The 18,649-nt window shown below is 42.2% G+C and carries 15 protein-coding genes and 2 tRNA genes; 7 read left to right on the top strand and 10 right to left on the bottom strand.

From position 1 onward, the window contains the following. Positions 1–34: 34 nt before the first annotated feature. The 3 genes from RHM67_RS11885 to RHM67_RS11875 are packed head-to-tail and all read left to right on the top strand — an operon-like array spanning position 35 to position 1,880. Complete coding sequence (locus RHM67_RS11885; protein ID WP_322226953.1) at positions 35–739, top strand: 3'-5' exonuclease; 705 nt, start codon at positions 35–37, stop codon at positions 737–739. Positions 740–751: 12 nt separating this feature from the next. Continuing rightward, on the top strand, positions 752–1,483 hold the full coding sequence (locus RHM67_RS11880; protein ID WP_322226951.1) for a hypothetical protein: 732 nt from the start codon (positions 752–754) through the stop codon (positions 1,481–1,483). 31 nt (positions 1,484–1,514) lie between these two features. Next, on the top strand, positions 1,515–1,880 hold the full coding sequence (locus tag RHM67_RS11875; protein ID WP_322226950.1) for a glyoxalase: 366 nt from the start codon (positions 1,515–1,517) through the stop codon (positions 1,878–1,880). Between the two features lie 117 nt (positions 1,881–1,997). On the opposite strand, the gene RHM67_RS11870 is transcribed toward RHM67_RS11875, so the two are convergent. The 3 genes from RHM67_RS11870 to RHM67_RS11860 form a co-directional block, all read right to left on the bottom strand. Beyond that, positions 1,998–2,906 carry a DUF2806 domain-containing protein gene (locus RHM67_RS11870; RefSeq protein ID WP_322226949.1) on the bottom strand — a complete coding sequence of 303 codons (909 nt, stop codon included), beginning with the start codon at positions 2,904–2,906 and terminating at the stop codon, positions 1,998–2,000. 145 nt (positions 2,907–3,051) lie between these two features. After that, positions 3,052–3,133: transfer RNA gene (locus tag RHM67_RS11865), tRNA-Leu, on the bottom strand. An 82-nt stretch (positions 3,134–3,215) separates the two neighbouring features. Further along, positions 3,216–4,004, bottom strand: coding sequence for a helical backbone metal receptor (locus tag RHM67_RS11860; protein ID WP_322226948.1), 789 nt, complete (start codon positions 4,002–4,004; stop codon positions 3,216–3,218). Between the two features lie 74 nt (positions 4,005–4,078). Between RHM67_RS11860 and hscB the strand changes: the two genes are divergently transcribed. From hscB to RHM67_RS11840, 4 genes are all read left to right on the top strand, one after another. Continuing rightward, on the top strand, positions 4,079–4,603 hold the full coding sequence (hscB, locus tag RHM67_RS11855) for a Fe-S protein assembly co-chaperone HscB (protein ID WP_322226947.1): 525 nt from the start codon (positions 4,079–4,081) through the stop codon (positions 4,601–4,603). A gap of 23 nt (positions 4,604–4,626) precedes the next feature. Further along, positions 4,627–4,706, top strand: a tRNA-Leu gene (locus RHM67_RS11850). 629 nt (positions 4,707–5,335) lie between these two features. Beyond that, a complete protein-coding gene (locus RHM67_RS11845; protein WP_322226946.1) occupies positions 5,336–5,869 on the top strand; it encodes a hypothetical protein in 534 nt (177 codons plus the stop codon). A gap of 22 nt (positions 5,870–5,891) precedes the next feature. Beyond that, on the top strand, positions 5,892–6,287 hold the full coding sequence (locus tag RHM67_RS11840) for a VOC family protein (protein WP_322226945.1): 396 nt from the start codon (positions 5,892–5,894) through the stop codon (positions 6,285–6,287). A gap of 251 nt (positions 6,288–6,538) precedes the next feature. On the opposite strand, the gene RHM67_RS11835 is transcribed toward RHM67_RS11840, so the two are convergent. From RHM67_RS11835 to RHM67_RS11805, 7 genes are all read right to left on the bottom strand, one after another. Further along, a complete protein-coding gene (locus RHM67_RS11835; RefSeq protein WP_322226944.1) occupies positions 6,539–6,853 on the bottom strand; it encodes a hypothetical protein in 315 nt (104 codons plus the stop codon). Positions 6,854–7,094: 241 nt separating this feature from the next. Then, entirely contained in the window at positions 7,095–9,569 is a 2,475-nt protein-coding gene (locus tag RHM67_RS11830) for a glutaminase family protein (RefSeq protein WP_322226943.1), read from the bottom strand. A gap of 57 nt (positions 9,570–9,626) precedes the next feature. Further along, the gene (locus RHM67_RS11825) at positions 9,627–11,045 is read right to left on the bottom strand and encodes a glycoside hydrolase family 125 protein (protein WP_322226942.1); all 1,419 of its coding nucleotides are present in this window, start codon (positions 11,043–11,045) and stop codon (positions 9,627–9,629) included. A gap of 69 nt (positions 11,046–11,114) precedes the next feature. Continuing rightward, positions 11,115–12,275 (bottom strand): glycoside hydrolase family 76 protein, encoded by a 1,161-nt coding sequence (locus RHM67_RS11820; RefSeq protein WP_322226941.1) that lies wholly within the window; start codon positions 12,273–12,275, stop codon positions 11,115–11,117. A gap of 70 nt (positions 12,276–12,345) precedes the next feature. After that, positions 12,346–13,482 carry a SusE domain-containing protein gene (locus RHM67_RS11815; RefSeq protein ID WP_322226940.1) on the bottom strand — a complete coding sequence of 379 codons (1,137 nt, stop codon included), beginning with the start codon at positions 13,480–13,482 and terminating at the stop codon, positions 12,346–12,348. Positions 13,483–13,518: 36 nt separating this feature from the next. Then, on the bottom strand, positions 13,519–15,171 hold the full coding sequence (locus RHM67_RS11810) for a RagB/SusD family nutrient uptake outer membrane protein (RefSeq protein WP_322226939.1): 1,653 nt from the start codon (positions 15,169–15,171) through the stop codon (positions 13,519–13,521). 12 nt (positions 15,172–15,183) lie between these two features. Further along, positions 15,184–18,528: a TonB-dependent receptor gene (locus RHM67_RS11805; RefSeq protein WP_322226937.1), complete on the bottom strand. Its 3,345-nt coding sequence runs from the start codon at positions 18,526–18,528 to the stop codon at positions 15,184–15,186. Between the last annotated feature and the right edge of the window lie 121 nt (positions 18,529–18,649).

The raw sequence follows: 18,649 nt of genomic DNA, 5'->3' as shown, positions 1-18,649 counted from the left end.
TTGAAAATAGCTTTAAATGAAGATGTTTTAAATTATGCTTGAACAATACGACCTGGGCAACCTGATGGTGCTGGATATAGAGACCGTGCCACAATACAGTAATTACGACGAGGTGCCCGATAGCCTGCAGGAACTTTGGGCGCATAAATCGCAATACCAGCGTAAGGACGAAACGCCCAAAGAGTTTTACGAACGTGCCGGCATCTGGGCCGAGTTTGGTAAGATAATCTGTATCTCGGTTGGGATATTTTTGAATGGTAAACGCGCCGGGCTGCGGGTAAAATCATTTGCCGGGCACGAGGAAAAAGAATTGCTGGAAGATTTCAGCAAGATGCTGAGCAGCCAGCCCCTGAGTATGATCCTTTGCGCGCATAACGGCAAGGAGTTCGATCTACCGTACATCTGCCGCCGCATGCTTATCAATGGCGTACAGTTCCCGCCGCATTTGCAGATACAGGGTAAGAAACCCTGGGAGATCCCCCACCTGGATACCATGGAGCTCTGGAAATTTGGCGATTATAAAAACTACACCTCGCTTAGTTTGCTCACCGCAATATTTAATATCCCAACCTCTAAAGACGATATAGACGGCAGCCAGGTTGGCCACGTTTATTGGGTGGAAGACGACCTTCCCCGCATTTGCACCTACTGCCAAAAAGATGTGATAGCCACCGCTCAACTCATCCGTAGGTACCGCGGCGAAGCTTTGATAGAAGAAGAATGTATAACGATAGTTTAATAACTAGTTTTAATGAAAATAATTAAGTCAATAATATTTTTTTGCGCTTTACTCACCCTAAAAGCATCGGCACAAGAATTTAATAAATCGATCAACAAAGATTCTCTTTTAACAATATTGGTAAAAAACATACCTAATGATAAAAAGGATGATTTTATTAAAGCATATCACACGGGCAGTGAAAAAGATAAAGAGTTTTTGCTATTTGTATTATCAATGCCCAGAAGTAGTAAAAAAGAGTTAATTGCAAATATCGACAGTAATTACGGCAACATTTACACGCTTAAAAGTGAGTATACAAAATTAGTCCCTAAAAATTTCAACGTTAGGATCGAGTTTAACCCTGCCAATAATATTGTAAGCACTAAGGAAGATATTGATATAATGATACTGGAGGTACAAAAAGATGGAAACAGACAGGTAACCCAAGATTGGAATTTGACTTATAATAGCCCTAAACTTAATAAAATGCTTGCATTACTTAAATGGAATTTAGAAACACTCAAAACAATAAAGAAATTACTTACCAACGCAAAATGTGTTTCCATTGAAAATGACGAAATAACAACTGTAGGTTTTGCAAGAAGTGGTATGGGCAAATATTCATATCTTATATTCGATAACGACTTATCTCCTAAACAAATAAAAGCATATACCGATGGGTGCGGTAATATTTTTTACAAGCAAAATATTGTTTTGCTTTTCGAAGGCGGTGCGGTTGGTACACAATGTTTTCCAGACTAAACTTCAATAAATCAATAACATTAAATAAATTATGGAACACAAAGGCATCTCCATCCGCCCGTTTATAGGCGCTAAAGATTTTGACGTTTCGCGCAGTTTTTACCTCGACCTTGGTTTTGAAGAAACGGTATTATCTCCCGACATGTCCGTTTTTAGAAGCGGCATACTCAGCTTTTACCTGCAAAACAGCTACGTTAAAGATTGGGTAGATAACACTATGCTTTTTATGGAAGTTGATGATGTGGACAGGTTTTGGACAGAACTTGTCACCTTAAACCTACCCGATAAATACAAAGGTGCACGCATAACCCCCATCAGAACCGAACCTTGGGGCAGGGAATGTTTTGTGCACGACCCAAGTGGGATACTTTGGCATTTTGGGGCGTTTGCTAAATAATATTCTGCCCCTATAACAGTCCAAATGTTCACGTTTATAATTGTAAAATAGCAACTTATTTGTTGCATATAATAATATTATTGTGAGCTAAGCGGTACAACTAATGACAATGAATAATTACGGATTTAAAATTTCAATTCGTGTGGAAAATCCTTGTGTAGCTAAACTATCAGAAAAGGCTTTGAGATAAATCTCATTTGATTTATGGCTAATAACACGTAATAATTCCTTGCCAGACTGGTTCAAATTAAAATTTAATAGTTCAAAGGGATGATCATCTTTTTTGCCAACTAATAACCGATGATTTCCATAGTGTAAATCTACGACGTAAAACTCTTCTAACTTTATAAAATCAACTTCATCAAATCTAACAGCGGCGTTATCACTTCCTTCCATCAATCCCGCAGATCTGAGGAGTTGTATGTCACCAAATGTGACGCCAAACTTTGTTAAATCGTTTCGAAACTCTGAAATCTTATATACGGCTCCATGAAATGTTGCTAAATCGGATACCTTTTCAAAGATTTGGGCCTCCTCCTTACTGAGATTATTTAAAACATCCAATGTTCTTAAACTGACCCCGCCGGGTTGGGTTATTTCGCCAGCAAGTATTTTTGCCCAAACTGCCTGCAAATCCTTCGATGAAATATCTTGCGCTTTATTAAAAAACCTTGTTCTCCACTCTTCATCAACTGGAGTATCAGAGACAGTTTCATTTAATTGATTTTCTGTTTCATCAAGAATATTTTCAATATTTCGTTGTCTTTGCATTTCTTGTTGATACAGCCGCTGTCGTGCCCTATCAGCCATTTCAATCTCTGCGTTGCTCTTGATTATGTCAGCCTTCGCTTGTGCATAAGCCATCGTTTCGAGTTCATAAGCTTTAGCATCTGCTTCATTGCGCATAGCCCTTGGTTTATACCACGTACCAACCGCTGCCTGCCCTACTTCAATTAATTTTGTAAGTGGCCCTTTAGCCAAAAGAGCGGCAGCTGCAAATTTTGCAGCCTCTACATATTCCTCCATTCAAATAATCAATTATTAAAATTGAAAGATAAATAAAAGCACTTAAATATTTAAGAGCTAAATTTCAAGCTTGGTGCGGAAGAAGGGACTCGAACCATCAGTAATAAAAAAAGCCTGACACTTTCGTATCAGGCTTTAAACTTAGTGCGGAAGAAGGGACTCGAACCCCCACGCCTCGCGGCGCCAGATCCTAAGTCTGGTGCGGCTACCAATTACGCCACTTCCGCGTTTGGTTTTTAAGAGAGTGCAAAGATAGCGTAAAATGCTAAACTTTAAAATTCAATTTTACTTTTTTATTTATGTACCTCATTACATTGCAATTAATTTATCTATAAGCTTATTAAAATACGCGGGCGAGTGTAATAACCTGCTGCCGTACCAGGAAAACAGCTCGCCATTTACCAATAATATTTTAGCATGGGGTAACATTTTCTTAAACTCATCAATATGTTTTTGGGCGAATGGATAAGGCTCGGATGATAACAGTATCACTTCGGGATCAGCCGCTACTAATTCTTCTTTACTTACCTCCGGGTAACGGCTTGCCGCTAACACATTCTTAAAGCCGCATAAGTTGAGCAGGCTGTTTATAAATGTGCCTTGCCCGGCAGCCATGTAAGGTTTGCGCCATATTAAATAGGCAACACGGGTTTGCTTATTTGTTGGTTTCAGGTAGCCGAAACGTTTAAATATGTCGTTAGATATGGTTGAGGCTTCGGTTTGCTTGCCGGTTATCTCGCCCACTTTGTTGATCATGCTGAGCGCGCTGTGCAGGTCGTGTATGTCGCTTATCCAAACAGGGTAAAGCTTCATCAGTTCTTTTACCTGGCTTTTTTCGTTCTCTTCCTTATTGGCTATGATCAGGTCGGGCTGTAGTTTATGTATGGCTTGTAAGTTTAGTTGTTTTGTGCCGCCAATTTTGGTTGCGTGTTTAACTTTACCTACCGGGTGGATGCAGAATTTGGTGATGCCAACGATGTGACCGTCCAAAGCCAAATCAAACAAAAGTTCTGTTTGGGAGGGTACGATGGAGATAATTCGAGTGGGGGTTTCCGGCAAATTAACGGCATTGTTCATCTGGTCGTAAAATACCGGCATAAGCGTATTTCGGCTTTGTTATTGTGCTAAGGTAAATTAAATTTCAGCCATCAAAAATTAGTAGTTTTGCACCGATGAATTATTTTGAATTTTATAACATCCCGGAATCCTTTAAACCCGATGCCGCGCAGATAAAAAAGCAGTTTTATGCTTTAAGCAAACAGTTTCATCCCGATTTTCATGCCAACGCTGAAGACGAGAAACAGCAGGAAATTTTAGAGTTATCTACCCTGAATAATAAGGCTTACCAAACCCTAAGCGACCCAAACAAGGTGCTCGAATACGTTTTAAAGCTACACGAACTGGTTAGCGAAGGCGCAAAACCATCGCTCCCGGCAGATTTTTTGATGGAAATGATGGACATCAACGAACGCCTCATGGAAATTGAGAACGCCGAGCAGTTTGGCGAGATAGGCGCGGAAGTTGCTGCAATTGAGGGTGATATGGTAGAAGAGCTAAACGCCCTTACAAACGATTACGAAACCCTTAACGATACCGCTAAAGAAGACAGGCTAAACCACATTGCAAATATTTACTACAGGCAAAAATATCTGTTGCGAATTAAAGAGAGTTTAGATACATTTGCAGCCCGCTTCTAAGCAAAAGACTTGCTTAAGAACATGCCCAGCTGGCGGAATTGGTAGACGCGCTGGTCTCAAACACCTGTGGGAAACCGTGCCGGTTCGACTCCGGCGCTGGGTACAAACCCGGATATAGAACATTTAGTAGTTCTGATCCGGGTTTTTTTATGCTCTAAACTGCTGTTAATTTGATTAATAAGTAACGCTGCCTGATTGACTATTCCGGTTCGATGTCCGGTTTAAAAATAAGTCCATTTTTCAGGGAACATCGAACCAATTATAAACCTTTGACCTTCAATATCTGCGTTTAAATAAAACAGGTCAAGTTATTGAAGGTTTTCAACGGTTTGTAAACAAGTTCCTCAATATCCACGAATGCTGTACCATTTGCCGCAAAACACTAAGCTTGGCTTCGAGCCTAATCGTTTTTTCTTCCGCTTCTGAATTAACTAATTTATAATCTACCTGATCTATTCCATCATTTAACAGCAATTCCCAATACGATTGTTATTTTCAGTAATTTGAGATATGAGGCTTTTTCATCTTGTTGAAATTGATTACCGTCTTTGTATAAATCACAAACGGGAGTCAAAAAATAATTTTACGTTTTTTAAAAAAAATTAATCTATCTTTACAACAGGTTGTGAGGGCAGCCTGTTCCCATAAAAGATAAATTCACCCTTAAATCAAAAATTTCAGAATGCTTAATAATTTCCGCCAAATATGGGACGTTGGCAAAAAGGGAATTATATGAACATTTTAAAGCCGGTAAGATTATCCTATCTTAAAACTCAAGGTACATTTCTTTTAAAGGACCTGCGTTCTGATTCTCCGAAATCCAAGGATGCTGCGGAACAATTTCTAAACGTCCCTGCCTTTTCAGAAAGAACTACACAATCAATTCTTCAAAACTTCGATAGAATTAAACTCAAGGACGCCCTTTTGGTAATCGCGCAAAAGAACGGTTTCAAAAGCTGGGTTGAGCTAAAAAAGGTTGTGACGCAGGAAGATTGCCTTTACCGTTCCTCCAAAGTAGGATTGATCTACGCCTGGTTTGACGATTATAAAAGAGCAGCGGTCTATCATCAGCAACATAGTGGCTATCTGCTCAAATTTTGGAACGACTTTGTAGTTTGCGGCGATGAATACATCACCTCCATTTCGCTTGCCGGCTACCCTGAGTATTGGAAAAGGATAGGTTACGACTGGGTAAAACCCTCCGATCTGCAAGCCTGGCACTTTTTGAATAAAAAGGCAACGGAGAACTATTTAAATCAAGAATAATTTAAAAAATAAACTTAAGAATATGAAAAACAACATTGGAAGAATGATCATCCTGGTAAATGATTATGAGGAAGCCTCAAACTTTTACGAAAAGAACTTTGGCTTCAAAAGAATTTATGATGTCACAACAGACGTAGGTCAGCGGTTTCTGCAAATTGGTTCGGGTGATCCGAATTCTACCGGTCTTTGGTTCATCATGGCGGATGGCAAGGGCCAAAGGGACAATGTTGGAAAACAAACCAATGGCCAGCCCGCAATGGTGATCTATACATCTTCACTTGATGATCTTTATCAGCAGATCAAAGGCAATAATGTCATCATCAATGTGGCACCTGTCAATACACCCGATTATAAATATTTCCATTGCCTTGACCTGTACGGAAACGAAATAATAGTTGTTGAATTAAACGCACTATAAACAGCCTGGGTACAAGTAGATTATTGACTGTTAACCGCCGGTTCAAGCATCCCGCTTACAACAACCCTTTTGCAATGTCGGAAAAAACGTCTGCATATTTATTACCATGCAACGCAACACCTCAACCGACGAACTTTACTTCGTCACCCTAACTGTAGTAGACTGGATAGATGTATTTACCCGTCTGGGGCATATGGGTTCGACACAAGACTAATGATATAGCAGCGCGAAGCCTGAAAGTCCGCTGAAAATCATTTGGTCACGCCAACAGGACGCTGACGTGTGTATAGGTTCAAGCGTTTCGCTTGAACCGGCGGGGAAACAAATTCTTCTATCGTGTAATCTATACGACGTAAAAAATAATTTCTTTTATATTTTACTAAATACTTGGATGGTTCGACTTTAGTCCCACCTGTAATTGTTAATGTGTCCATTAAGCCCCCCAAAAAAGCTATTCTTTGTAAATCTTCAATAAATTGGTTCGAGAATAGTCCCGTTTTGGGTACAAAGCCTTCTCGAAAGAGAGGGCTTTGTTGTTTATTAGTGTTTAACAGGTTAATTAACAAATTGATTTTATTTGTTAACCCCCGCACTACCCTTCGCTCAGCGTTTCCGCATGTTTACTAACTAAAAATCCCTGCCCGCTATGTAGCAAAAAAACGTGTTTGTAAAAGCCGCAACTTGTAGTAAATCATTTTAATAACACTTATGAAAAAACTACAACACATGAGTAACTTAGTTAAAAAGCCCGGCCGCATGTTTTATGCGCCGGGCTTTTGTTATTGTGGATCTTAGGTTATTGTCGGTTTACTTTTTCTTTAGCCATTGTTGTTCCAGCATTTTCATGAAGTAACCGCCAACAACGCTTCGCGCCTGGAAACCCACCTGTTTACCGTTGGTGGTTTCGTGCCAGTCGCTGATGGGTACGCGAGATGGTGTTTCAATAGCGTATTTATAAATAGGTTCTATCAAAGCCTTAAAATCTGAAGGGTTATCGGCCAGGGTAGCTGTCCAAATTATCCAGTCGGATTTTGTGTAGGTTTTGCGGCTATCTAAAGGCAAACCGTATTCGTTTTGTTTGGCCAGGTAGTACTTGATCTCTTTGGTGTAAACCTCTTTAGGGAAGATCTTCATGCCCAATAATTTATCCCAAACCAGGTTATACTTTTGGCTCCAGGTATCGGGCTTTTCAAATACCAAAGCGTAATGGTCGCCGGCATCGGCCATTTTCATCCACTTAGCTACAAAGTCTTTTGCAATGGTATGATACTTTAGGGCAGTGGCTTTGTCGCCAAGCATATCGGCCAGCATCGCGTATGCGGCGATACCGTTGATGGCTTTTAAAGATAAGTTGGTATTACGCGCCAGGTGACCTGCAAAGTCATCGGTACAAAGCTGGTTAGCGGGGTCAAGCCCTTCTTTGATGAGGTAGTTTGTCCAGGTGGTTAGGGTTGCCCAGTGTTTTTTGGCGAATAATGCGTTGCCTTCTGCCTTAGCAATTGCAGCGGTAAGCAACAACATATTACCCGATTCCTCTACCGGCATACCCTCGCCATACGTTTGACCGTTGGCGAAAGGATAAGTACCCAGATCATGCGCGGCAAACGGATGTTTGAACCTACCTGTTTCGCTAAATTCAAAAATGCCGTTCAGCATGCCTTCGGCAAGCTTAGGATTATAAATTAAGAATAATGGTGCCGATGGATAGGTAACATCAACCGTGTTGATAAAGCCACCGCTAAAGTTCTCTTTCGATAACCAAAGGATCTCATTTTTAGGGCTAAGTGCAAGGATGTGCGCCGCGATTGCCTGGCGGTAAGCGATAGCGCAAAGCTTAGCATACTCCAAACCTCCGGCTGCCGATGCTTTAACATTCATGGCGTTATCAAATGCGGTACATTTAGCCATGATGGTTTTGTAATCGATAGTGGCCTGTCTAAGTTCGCCTGTAATGGTTTTCTTGCCATTGCGGTTCCACCATGGCCTTAAATTTTTACCAAAATATTGTACTGAGTAAATATCATCATAACCCAGTTCAATAAACTTTTCTACCGAAGCACTTCCCACTTTACCAAAAGAGATAACGGTATTTAAGAATACAGATGTGCCACTTGTAACAGTAGATGAATTTTTATTGTTGATAAAAGAGCCAGCGGCATCATCATCATTAGTAATGTATTGTGACACTTTGGATGCTACAGGTGCAGCTACATAAAGGTATCCCCAGTCGACCCGCAGGTCATCGCCTTTCTTTTGCAGGATAGGTTGTTCTTTGGTACCGACCTTTAGTATCGACAGATTACCCGACGTTAATTTCTGAGCGGTTACCGGCTGGCTCGGTTTGGTACGCGCCAGATCTGCAGATGCGCCTAAGTACACCTGTACATTATGGCTTTTACTATCGTTTGCTTTTACGCTATAAGTTACATAACTAACCGGGCGAGAAAGCAGGTTAAGGTTATCCATTAACAAAGGTGAGGTGAAAGTAACTTTCAGGTCGGCATCACCGCAGGTAAAGGAATAAATAGTTTGTGTGGCATTGATCAGCACGCCTGTTTGGCGCGCCATTTTTAGGCCTTTGGTATCGGCGGGTTTAACTTCGTCTGCAAAGCCTGCGTCAAGCCATGCGCCGCCGCCTGTGTTTACACAATGCATAGCCAGCACGTTCTCGCCTTCTTTTAATTTACCTGCAACGTTATCGTCTATTTCAACAGGTAACAGGTCGCCGTTTGCGCCTTTGCTAATGTTGATGCGTTCGCCATTTAAGAATACCTCGGCATCATCATCGTGATGTAATTTCAAGATCAGCTTATTGATTGGCCCTGATTTGGTATATGTAAAAGTACGGCGCACAAACAGGTCGCGACTTTTCCAAAGCGTTTTGCCTTGCGATGCATCATCGCTAAAAGGTGCGGTGCCAGTTTTCCAGGCCTTATCATCAAAACTTGTATTCTGCCAGCCTTCTGCGGGGACTATTTCGGTGTATTTAACTTTGTATGGTTTGGTTTCACCATCGGCGAGTATGGTTTTATAGCTCACCGGCTGCTGGCCCATAAACCTGTAAGTTTGGCCGTCAACTTTTATTAAACCCAGCAAGGATTGATTTTTACCGGTCCAGTGGTGGGTCGTCGATTCGTTAAGGTTATCGGTATTAGACCAAATACTGAAATACGTATTGTGTGTGATCAACGGATACGCCGGGGCCTTGGTAGCCTGCCCTTGCGCATATTGGTTTATAAACGCACCCACAAACAGGCAGGCAATTTTCAAAGTGCTTTTCATAGGTAGATAATGTTTTTTATTATTAAAAATGTTGCGATAATAAGCAACTAAAACAATTTAGCTTAGTAACTGGGGCTTCTGAGTATAAGTTTCCCAAAGCAGTTCGCCAAATAGGGTATTAGCCCATGCAAACCATTTACGGGTAAACTTAGTAGGATCATTCTTATGGAACGATTCGTGCATAAAGCCTGTGCCGCCATGTGTTTTGCGCAGTATTTCTATACATTCTTTTATCTCGTTATCATCGGTACTTGTTATCGCACGGATAATGATGCTGATTGGCCAGATCATATCCTTACCCACGTGCGGGCCGCCTATCCCCTCGCCTGCCGTTCCTTTAAAAAAGAACGGGTTGTTTAGTGATAACAACATTTTGCGGGTATTAATGTAGATAGGATCGGTATTTTTAATAGCATCCAGGTATGGCATACCTAAAAGGCTGGGCACGTTGGCATCGTCCATTAAATTGTAGCTGCCAAAGCCGTTAACCTCGTAAGCGTAGATCTTACCATAACCCGGGTGATCTATTATGGCATGTTTTTGTAAAGCTGCGTCTACCTCGTTTGCCAATGCAAGTAATTCGGCAGATAAGGCATCATCTTTAGAGATAGCCTTTACCATTTCTGATGCCTGCTTTAAGCTGGTAACCGCGAAGAAGTTTGAAGGAACCAGGTATGAATAAATGGTAGCGTCATCGCTTGGGCGGAAAGCAGAGCAAATTAAACCAACCGGTTTAACCGGGTAACCATAACCGTTCATCGGTACACCGTCGGTAGCCCAGGCGGTTTTACGCTGGAACGAGTACGGGCCGTCGTTATCCTTGCGTTGTTGTTCTTTAAAGGTTTTCAGGATACTTTGGATGGCGGTTTTCCATTGCGCATCAAATGGTGAAATATCGCCGGTAAGTTTCCAGTATTTATAAGCCAAACGCACCGGGTAACAAAGCGAATCTATTTCCCATTTACGTTCGTGCAGACCGGGTTTCATATCTGTAACGTCGTCTTTCCACTCTCCCACTTTTTTAGGGTCGTCGTAAAAAGCGTTGGCGTATGGATCACGCAGAATACAAACAACCTGGCGGTTAATAACGCCTGCAACCAGTTTTTTTAGTTCGGCATCTTTATTTATGAAGGCAATATATGGCCAAACCTGCGCGCTGCTATCGCGCAGCCACATGGCATCAATATCGCCGGTAATTACGTAGGTATCGGGTTTGTTGTTAACTACTTTATAGGTAACGGTGGTATCAAGCGTGTTTGGGAAACAGTTCTCGAAAAGCCAACCCAGTTCAGGGTTTTTAACTTTCGATTTAAACTCCGCTATCGCTTTTTCTATTGACGCATTTTTGAATTTACGTGCCGATACAGGTACCCTTACAACAGGGAATGCAGGTTTTACGCCCGCAAACGAAAATTTACTCATCAATACGCCCGCACCTAATACACTGGTGCTGCCAATAAATTGCCTTCTCTTCATGTTTTAAAATAGGTAAATAAAAAAAATCTTCCGGGCCAAATATAACCCGGAAGACCCAATTCTCAGTGCTTAAAATTTGCCGGCTGCTTTTAAAATGGCTGCGGCCTCCATCGTCGTCACCCCGCTTATTTGCGTGGTTAGATCTGTTGTACCCGAGGGCTTGGTTTTCCAATCCGGACTAACCGTAAATTCGGGCCTGCTGATACCTTTTGCAAACAAGGTTTCGGCATTGTATTTTAAAAATTTGGCGTATGCTTCGCGATCCGTAGATGATACGTCTTCTTTAAGTGTCAATAAGGTTAAGTACCTAACCAAAATTCCTTTAAACAAACCACCATCGCCCTGGCCTTCGCTTTTTAGCAAGCCGCCCGGTGATATATCAAGGTCTTTAATGGTGGCATTGGCCGTACGTATGGCATCGCTCAGGTAAGTACCGTCGCCGGTTACATTATAAAGTTCGAGCGCGGCACCAATAAATACACCCTGGTTATAAGTAAATTTGTTTTTGCTAATCTGTCCGTCATGATCGCCGTTGATGCCGTCCCAAACAATACCGCTAACCGGATCAACCAATTTGCCTTTTAACCAGGTATAAAGTTCTTTAGCCAAAGCAAGGTCGGCAGCATTTTTTTGCAGGCGATACAAGCGAGCGGCAAAAATAATAGCCGGTGCGTTTGCAGGTGTGTTCTTGTAATCTAACTGCGATTTGCGCCATGCTATACCACCACCCTGGCTGCTGTTTACGCCGGTTTTAATATCTGTCCACAAAGTATTAGCTGCTGCAAAGTAATCGGCATCGTTAGTAGCTTCGTAGGCACGCAGGGTTGATAATGCCAACCATTCCATATCATCGTAATAATCGTTTTGCAATTTATTACCGTTGGCTATTTTTGTACCATTAAGCAACGATTTGATGCGTTGTTTATATATGTCGTTTTTGGTACGCAGGTAGCCATCAATAAATACATCCATGGTGTGCGCTTGCGGCCAGTAATTATAAGTTGTGTTACCGGCGTTATTGTTTATAAAGTAGTTTCCGTTTGATGACAGGAAAGTAGTATAAGTTTTTTCCTGCAGCGTATCGGCAGTTGCCGCATAGCTGTAATTAATTACAGCCGATGCTTTATTGCCATACAGTGGGAAAGGGTTATTCTTCAAGCAGGAAGTAAGCATAACAGGGATAAGCCCCGCCAGTGCCACTCTTTTTATAGTTTCGGTTATGCTGTTCATAAACTAAAGTTTAATGATTTAAAGATGGCAAAGCCGCCGAAACGGCTTTACCATCCAATTAAATAAGGTATTAGTTAGTTGTTACACTATGTGTGTAAGCTGGCACGGTAGCGTTAAACATTACTCTAATATTTGCCGATTTATTATCAAAATCGTGATTAAACTTAAAGGCAAAATCGTACTGAGAATTGTTTACCGGCAACATATAAAAATATGATGCGGCGGTAGCTGATGTTGCAGCATTATTATCAGAGTTTGCACTGCCGTAAAACTGTGTGGTTGATGATCCATCAGCATTTTTAAAGGTGAACCTGAATTTATAACGCTCATCACGGCCCCATGTTTCCTGGTGGAACACGATAGGCTGAACGCCCGATTCCCATGTGCCATTACTGGTGTAAGGCAGGTCGAACCAGATCTTATTATCAGCAGAGAACCACAGGCCTACCGATGTAACCTCTGTTGTGGTAACCAATGCATCAGTAAAACCAACTTGTATCCTCATTATTTTTTTATTGCCGGTAACAGTTGTTTGGCCACCTTCAACAAGTTTTGAGCCGTCATACGAAAATGTATTAATTGTACCGCTTGTGCCGTCTACAATACGGTACTCGCCTGCTTTTAATGATGTATATATCTCAAACTTGCCATCTGTTGTTTTTTTCATCTTCAAAGCTTTGCTCAGGTCATCGCCACCTTCTGTAGCGGTACCCGTAAGGTAAGCCGCATTAGGGCTCTCGAAACCATCTGGGCGCTGTATCTCGATTACACGTTTAACATCGGTTTTTTGCAAATTAATACCTCTTGAAGACATTACTGTCCAGATAAATTTACCAGACTCTTTTTGTTTTACACCACCAAGGGCAGCAATTTTGTTTAAGTCGCTAAAGTTTAGAGTTAGCTTGTTATACAAACCGTTACCGTCAGAAGGTATCGAATAAAGGGGCTTTGAAAAATCGCCACCCTCTTTATCAAACGCAACCTCATATAAAACTACACCATTATCTTCTGCACGGGCTTGCTCCCATTCAAATGCTACCGAGCCTGATGCACCGGTGGCAATTTTTACAAATTTCCCATCCTCAGGTAAAAACAAGTTTGTTACCGGTGATACGTTTGCATTAGCAAGTGTTTTGTCTTTTTTGCAGCCGGTTATCACAACCAGGGCTACTATACCTGCAAGCAGGCTATAAAAAATATTTTTCATGATCTTAATTGATTATAATTTTTTCTATAAATAATTTTAGTTCCAGCCCGGGTTTTGAGTAAGGTTGGGGTCAACCGCACGCTCATCCCTTGGTACCGGCCACAGGTAGTTTTTGCTTGCATCAAACGTGCGCAGGTTGGCACGGATGTATCCATTATCTACACCCGGAGCGCCAAATTTGGCACCGTGCGCCCAGCCTTTCAATACGGTCTCGGCGATTTTCCAGCGGCGGATATCAAATATGCGCAAGCCTTCCATTGCTAACTCCACACGGCGCTCATCACGAATGGCAGTACGTAACGAAGCTTGGTCGCTTGCAGGGAAGTTTAATGCTTCTGCAGCAGTAAAGCCCGCACGTGAACGGATAGCCTTGATCGTTTTATCCCACGTTGTCGCATCCATCTGGCTTAACTCGTTTTTAGCCTCGGCGTACATTAACAGTACATCGGCATAACGGATCAGGATCAGGTTTAAGCCCGAACCAAAATCGGCAGTGTTTGATGTTGGGTCGAAGTATTTGCGTGTGTAATAACCTGTTGGCGATGATGTTGCACCCGGTGCATATTCGTCAAAACGTTTGGTTGGGTCCGGATTAGGATCACTACCCGGTTTGGTGTAAATAGTGCTTGTTACACCTGCCTGGTTTTTCCATTGGTACTGGTGGTAAACCACTGTATTGGTAAAACGGGGATCGCGACCAACGTATGGGTTGTTCTCGTCATAACCGGAACCTGCCGCGTTTATTTTTTTACCGTTTGCCATCAGGTAGCTGTCAACCAGTTCCTGTGTTGGTGCAAAGGCATTAAGCCTGCCGCCTACAGATATTGGCGCCATGTCCCTAAAATCGGTATAGAACCTGTTACCGGCCGCTACCGGCGCGTATTGCAAGTCGAATATCACTTCGCTGTTATACTCGTTTTGTGGTAAGAATAAACCCTCATACGAATTAAACAAAGCATAGCTACCATTCGCGGTGTTGCCAATTAGCTTTTCACATTCGGTAACAACTTCGGCCCAGCGGCTATCGTAAAGTAAAACCCTTGCTTTTAATGCAACAGCGGCACCTTTGGTTACACGGCCTTTGTCTGCGGCTGCTAATGATGTGTTTGTTGGCAGATCGGCTGCAGCCTCATCAAGTTCTTTTAATATAAAAGTAACTACTTGGGCCTTTGGTGCGCGTGCAATGGTTTTGGATTCTTCGATAGTGATATCTTTCTTTATCAAAGGCACATCGCCCCACCAGGTTTCCAGCAAGTAATAATGCCATGCGCGGATAAACCTTGCTTCGGCTTTCATACGTGCTTTAAGTGTGGGGTCTATCGATATTACCCTGTCAACGTTTTCTAAAAAGATGTTACAGGTTTTAATGCCGCGGTAATGATCGCCCCACTCGCCTTTTAAACGGCCCAGTGATGCATCATAAGTACCTGCTGCCAATGAAGCAACACCGTTATTATCGCCGCGGCCATTGTAAGCATTGTCAGACATTGCCTCCATCGAAAAGAAGTAGCCACTGTTAGAGATCTGCGAATAAGCAGTATTTAAAACGTTGTTTGCTTTATCGGTAGTAGTCCAGTAATTGGCATCTGTAAACCTGTTCTCAGGCGCCAGATCCAGCTTTTTACAGGCAGATAAGGCTGTTACCAGCATTAATGCCAAGCCTATTTTATTGATATTAATTTTTTTCATGTCTGTGTAGAATTAAAGGGAGATATCAATACCAAAACCATAATAAACAGGTAGCGGATATGACCTGCCGCTGTTTGCGCCACCTGCTGTAACGTTACCGCCAAGCTCGGTCGATTCAGGATCGATGAACTTCATGGCCGAGAACGTAAGGATGTTTTGGCCGGTTAGGTAAGTCCTTACTTTTTTCATCCCTATCTTTTTAGAAACGCCTTGTGGCAAAGTATAACCTATTTGTACGTTTTTAACCCTCAGGTATTTACCGTCGAAAATGTACATATCAGAACCACGACGGAAGTTATTCTCGTTAGACTGGCTTCCGCTTGCTGCAAGGCGAGGGAAACGGGCATCAGGGTTTTGCGGTGTCCAGTAATCTAACTGGTGCTGGTAAATAACCTGCGAGTAGTTTACGTGGAAAGGTTCAACCTGCTCGCCCCTAACAAACATATCGCGTTTACCTACGCCCTGTAAAAAAAGGCTTAAGTCGAAATTTTTAACTGCAACGTTGTAGGTAAAACCAAATGTTAAACGAGGGAAACCACTGCCGAAAACGAATTTATCGTTATCATCAATAACGCCATCGCCGTTTACGTCAACATAGCGGTTATCGCCGGGTTGTACGTTAAGGCCGGCTGGTTTAGGCCCTTTATTTACATCATCAAGGTTTTGGAAGTAACCATCGCGTTTCAGGGCAATGTACGAACCTATTGGCAAGCCAACTTTATTTAAAAGCTGCATCTCATCATAAGTCCTTAACTGGTCGCCACCTTCCAATTTTAATACCTTGTTTTTAGTATCGCCTACGTTGAAAGCAAAGCTGTGGTTGAACGCGCCTGTTCTTAAACGGTAGTTGATGTTTAACTCCCAACCACGGTTTTGTACTTCGCCCGCGTTATAATCTGGCAGGCCTGCGCCAAATGTACCGGGTACTACCGGCGGTAATAAAATGTCGCGGGTAATTTTGTTAAAGTAATCGGCAGATAGGGTTAGCTTGTTATTGAAGAATGTCGCGTCGAAACCTACGTTAAAGGTTGATGCGCGTTCCCAACGGATATCCGGGTTAGCAAAACCAATTGTCGCGGTGCTTTGCGCAAGGTTGTTAAACGCGTAGAAGCTATCTGTAGATACACCAAAGGTATTCAGGAACTGATAGTCGCCTACGTTTTGGTTACCCAAAATACCGTACGAAGCACGGATCTTTACATCACCAAACTTATCTCGGTAGCTCTTCATAAAGTCTTCCTCGGTTAAACGGTAACCAATGGTTCCCGACGGGAAGAATGCGTTGCGATAGTTTTTTGCGAATTTAGATGAAGCATCCACTCTGAAATCGAACTCGCCATAATACTTGTTTTTAAAGCTATATGATGCACGGCCAAATACCGAGTTAAGGCTGCTTTCGCTTTTGTTGTTATTTGTATTTGTTGATGAGGTTTCGATAATTGTACCGGTGATAGGCGTACCTAACTCAGGGTCGGTAAACTTAAGGCGAAGGTAATTCGCATCGTTAGTGGTCGACTCGTTTGCCACACCAATCAACACATCAATATTATGGTTTTTGGCAATTGTTTTGGTGTATTGTGCCAGGAACTGTGAGTTGATGAACAGGTTTTTCTGGTTCTCATCAGTAGTGTTCCTGTCAGACCCATAACTACCCTTTGGTAAGTAGTTAACCTGTATAACACGGCCAAACATGTGGTTTGATAACAATGTACCACCAAACACACCTTTAATTTTCAAGTCTTTGGTGATGCCTAACTCGGCGGTTAAGTTTCCAAAAATATTATCGTTATCGCGCTTCCGGAAACCACCTTTTTCAAGGATCCCAAGCGGGTTAAACTCGGCTAATACATCATTGGTTAAGTAGTTGCCCTGGTCGTCTTTTATTTTGTAGTAGGTTGGCGTCCTGCCTGCATCAACTATAAGCGTACCTGTGTTATAAGAGTGTTCTTTTATTTCGGTACGGGTATAAGCCAATATGCTGGTTAATTTTAAGCGGCCAAAATCGCTGCTTAAGTTCATACGGTAATTGTAACGCCTTAAGCCATAATCCGGCCCAACCAGGTTACTGCGCTGATCCATCACACCGGCCGAAACCAAATATGTTGAAGTAGCGCTACCGCCTGATAAGCTTAGGTTATGGTTTTGCTGTACCGCGTTTTGCAAAATAGCATCCAAAAACCATTGCTGATCTCCCTGTTGTTGAAAATCACGAATTTGTGCCGGGCTGTAAATAGGGGTTAAACCCGCGTTTACAACTGCCTCGTTACGTAAAATAGCGTTCTCGTAAGAATGTACCGGCTTGTAACCTACGTGAGGAACCTGTACACCGCCCTGGCCGTTATAGGTAAGCACAGCGCCGGTGTTCTTTTTACCTTTTTTAGTGGTAACCAAAATTACACCGTTAGCAGCCCGCGAACCATAAATAGCCGCGCTACCCGCATCTTTCAAGATAGAGATGCTTTCGATATCCTGCGGATTAAGCAGGTTAAGGTCGCCACCGGTTATACCATCAATAACGGTAAGCGGGTTGTTGTTACCAAATGTGCTAACACCACGTATGTTAACGGTTTGGTAAGCGCCCGGCTCGTTACTGGTTTGCTGGATAATTAAGTTTGGTGATGCACCCTGTAAAGCCTGGGTTAAGTTAACAGACGGCTTGCCTTCGATATCTTTTGTACCGATCTGGTCTATCGCGCCAATTACGTTTACGCGTTTTTGAGTGCCGTAACCTACAACCACAACCTCGGTAAGCGAGCTTTGCGAAGCTACTAACTGAATGTTACCGACAGAAGTTTGTCCGTTAAGCGGTACTTCTTTTGGTGTAAAACCAATAAAGCTAAATACCAAAGTACCATCGGCGTTTGGCAGGTCTAATACAAAGTTACCGTTAACATCGGTAACTGTACCTGTGGTGGTGCCTTTAAGCTTTACGCTTACACCCGGCAAAGGCTGGTTGGTATCATCCAATACCTTACCGGTAATTTTTACAGCTTGTTTTGCAGGTGCTATAGATTGGCCTGGGTATGTAGGAGTTTCTGCCCTGTCGCTGATAACAATAACGTCGTCAATTATTTTGTAATCGAGGTTAAATGGAGTTAAAACCTCGGCAAGCACATCCTTTATGCTTTTATTGGTAACGTTTACGTCAACCTTGAATGACGGCTTCAGTAAATTATCTGCGTAAGCAAATTTTACTTGTTTATCGACAGCAATTTTGTCGAGCGCGTCGGTAAGTTTTAAGTTTTTAAGCTTAAGTGTTATCTGTTGCTCTAAAAATTTTTGGCCATAAGAATTGTTTGCAACGGCCGTAAAGCACATTAAGCAAACAACGAAGCAGGCAAGCGAGGTAAATTTCATTAATATTAATACATAACGAACTACTCCATTTGAAAATAGAGATATATTCATAGATTTGAATAAATTAAAGTGTTTGAAATTCAAGTGCAGCGTTCTCTGAATTCGACCTCTGAAACGTACA

Source organism: Mucilaginibacter sp. 5C4 (assembly GCF_034345625.1).
Taxonomy (GTDB): domain Bacteria; phylum Bacteroidota; class Bacteroidia; order Sphingobacteriales; family Sphingobacteriaceae; genus Mucilaginibacter; species Mucilaginibacter aurantiaciroseus.
This window is presented reverse-complemented; position numbering and strand designations above follow the sequence as displayed.

Excerpts from the sequence above, each read along its gene's own strand:
- RHM67_RS11840 (WP_322226945.1), top strand. The coding sequence starts at position 5,892 with ATGAAAAACAACATTGGAAGAATGATCATCCTGGTAAATGATTATGAG.
- RHM67_RS11830 (WP_322226943.1), bottom strand. The coding sequence starts at position 9,569 with ATGAAAAGCACTTTGAAAATTGCCTGCCTGTTTGTGGGTGCGTTTATA.
- RHM67_RS11810 (WP_322226939.1), bottom strand. The coding sequence starts at position 15,171 with ATGAAAAAAATTAATATCAATAAAATAGGCTTGGCATTAATGCTGGTA.
- RHM67_RS11860 (WP_322226948.1), bottom strand. The coding sequence starts at position 4,004 with ATGCCGGTATTTTACGACCAGATGAACAATGCCGTTAATTTGCCGGAA.
- RHM67_RS11820 (WP_322226941.1), bottom strand. The coding sequence starts at position 12,275 with ATGAACAGCATAACCGAAACTATAAAAAGAGTGGCACTGGCGGGGCTT.
- RHM67_RS11870 (WP_322226949.1), bottom strand. The coding sequence starts at position 2,906 with ATGGAGGAATATGTAGAGGCTGCAAAATTTGCAGCTGCCGCTCTTTTG.
- RHM67_RS11805 (WP_322226937.1), bottom strand. The coding sequence starts at position 18,528 with ATGAAATTTACCTCGCTTGCCTGCTTCGTTGTTTGCTTAATGTGCTTT.
- RHM67_RS11815 (WP_322226940.1), bottom strand. The coding sequence starts at position 13,482 with ATGAAAAATATTTTTTATAGCCTGCTTGCAGGTATAGTAGCCCTGGTT.
- RHM67_RS11880 (WP_322226951.1), top strand. The coding sequence starts at position 752 with ATGAAAATAATTAAGTCAATAATATTTTTTTGCGCTTTACTCACCCTA.
- RHM67_RS11885 (WP_322226953.1), top strand. The coding sequence starts at position 35 with ATGCTTGAACAATACGACCTGGGCAACCTGATGGTGCTGGATATAGAG.
- RHM67_RS11825 (WP_322226942.1), bottom strand. The coding sequence starts at position 11,045 with ATGAAGAGAAGGCAATTTATTGGCAGCACCAGTGTATTAGGTGCGGGC.
- RHM67_RS11845 (WP_322226946.1), top strand. The coding sequence starts at position 5,336 with ATGAACATTTTAAAGCCGGTAAGATTATCCTATCTTAAAACTCAAGGT.
- hscB (WP_322226947.1), top strand. The coding sequence starts at position 4,079 with ATGAATTATTTTGAATTTTATAACATCCCGGAATCCTTTAAACCCGAT.
- RHM67_RS11875 (WP_322226950.1), top strand. The coding sequence starts at position 1,515 with ATGGAACACAAAGGCATCTCCATCCGCCCGTTTATAGGCGCTAAAGAT.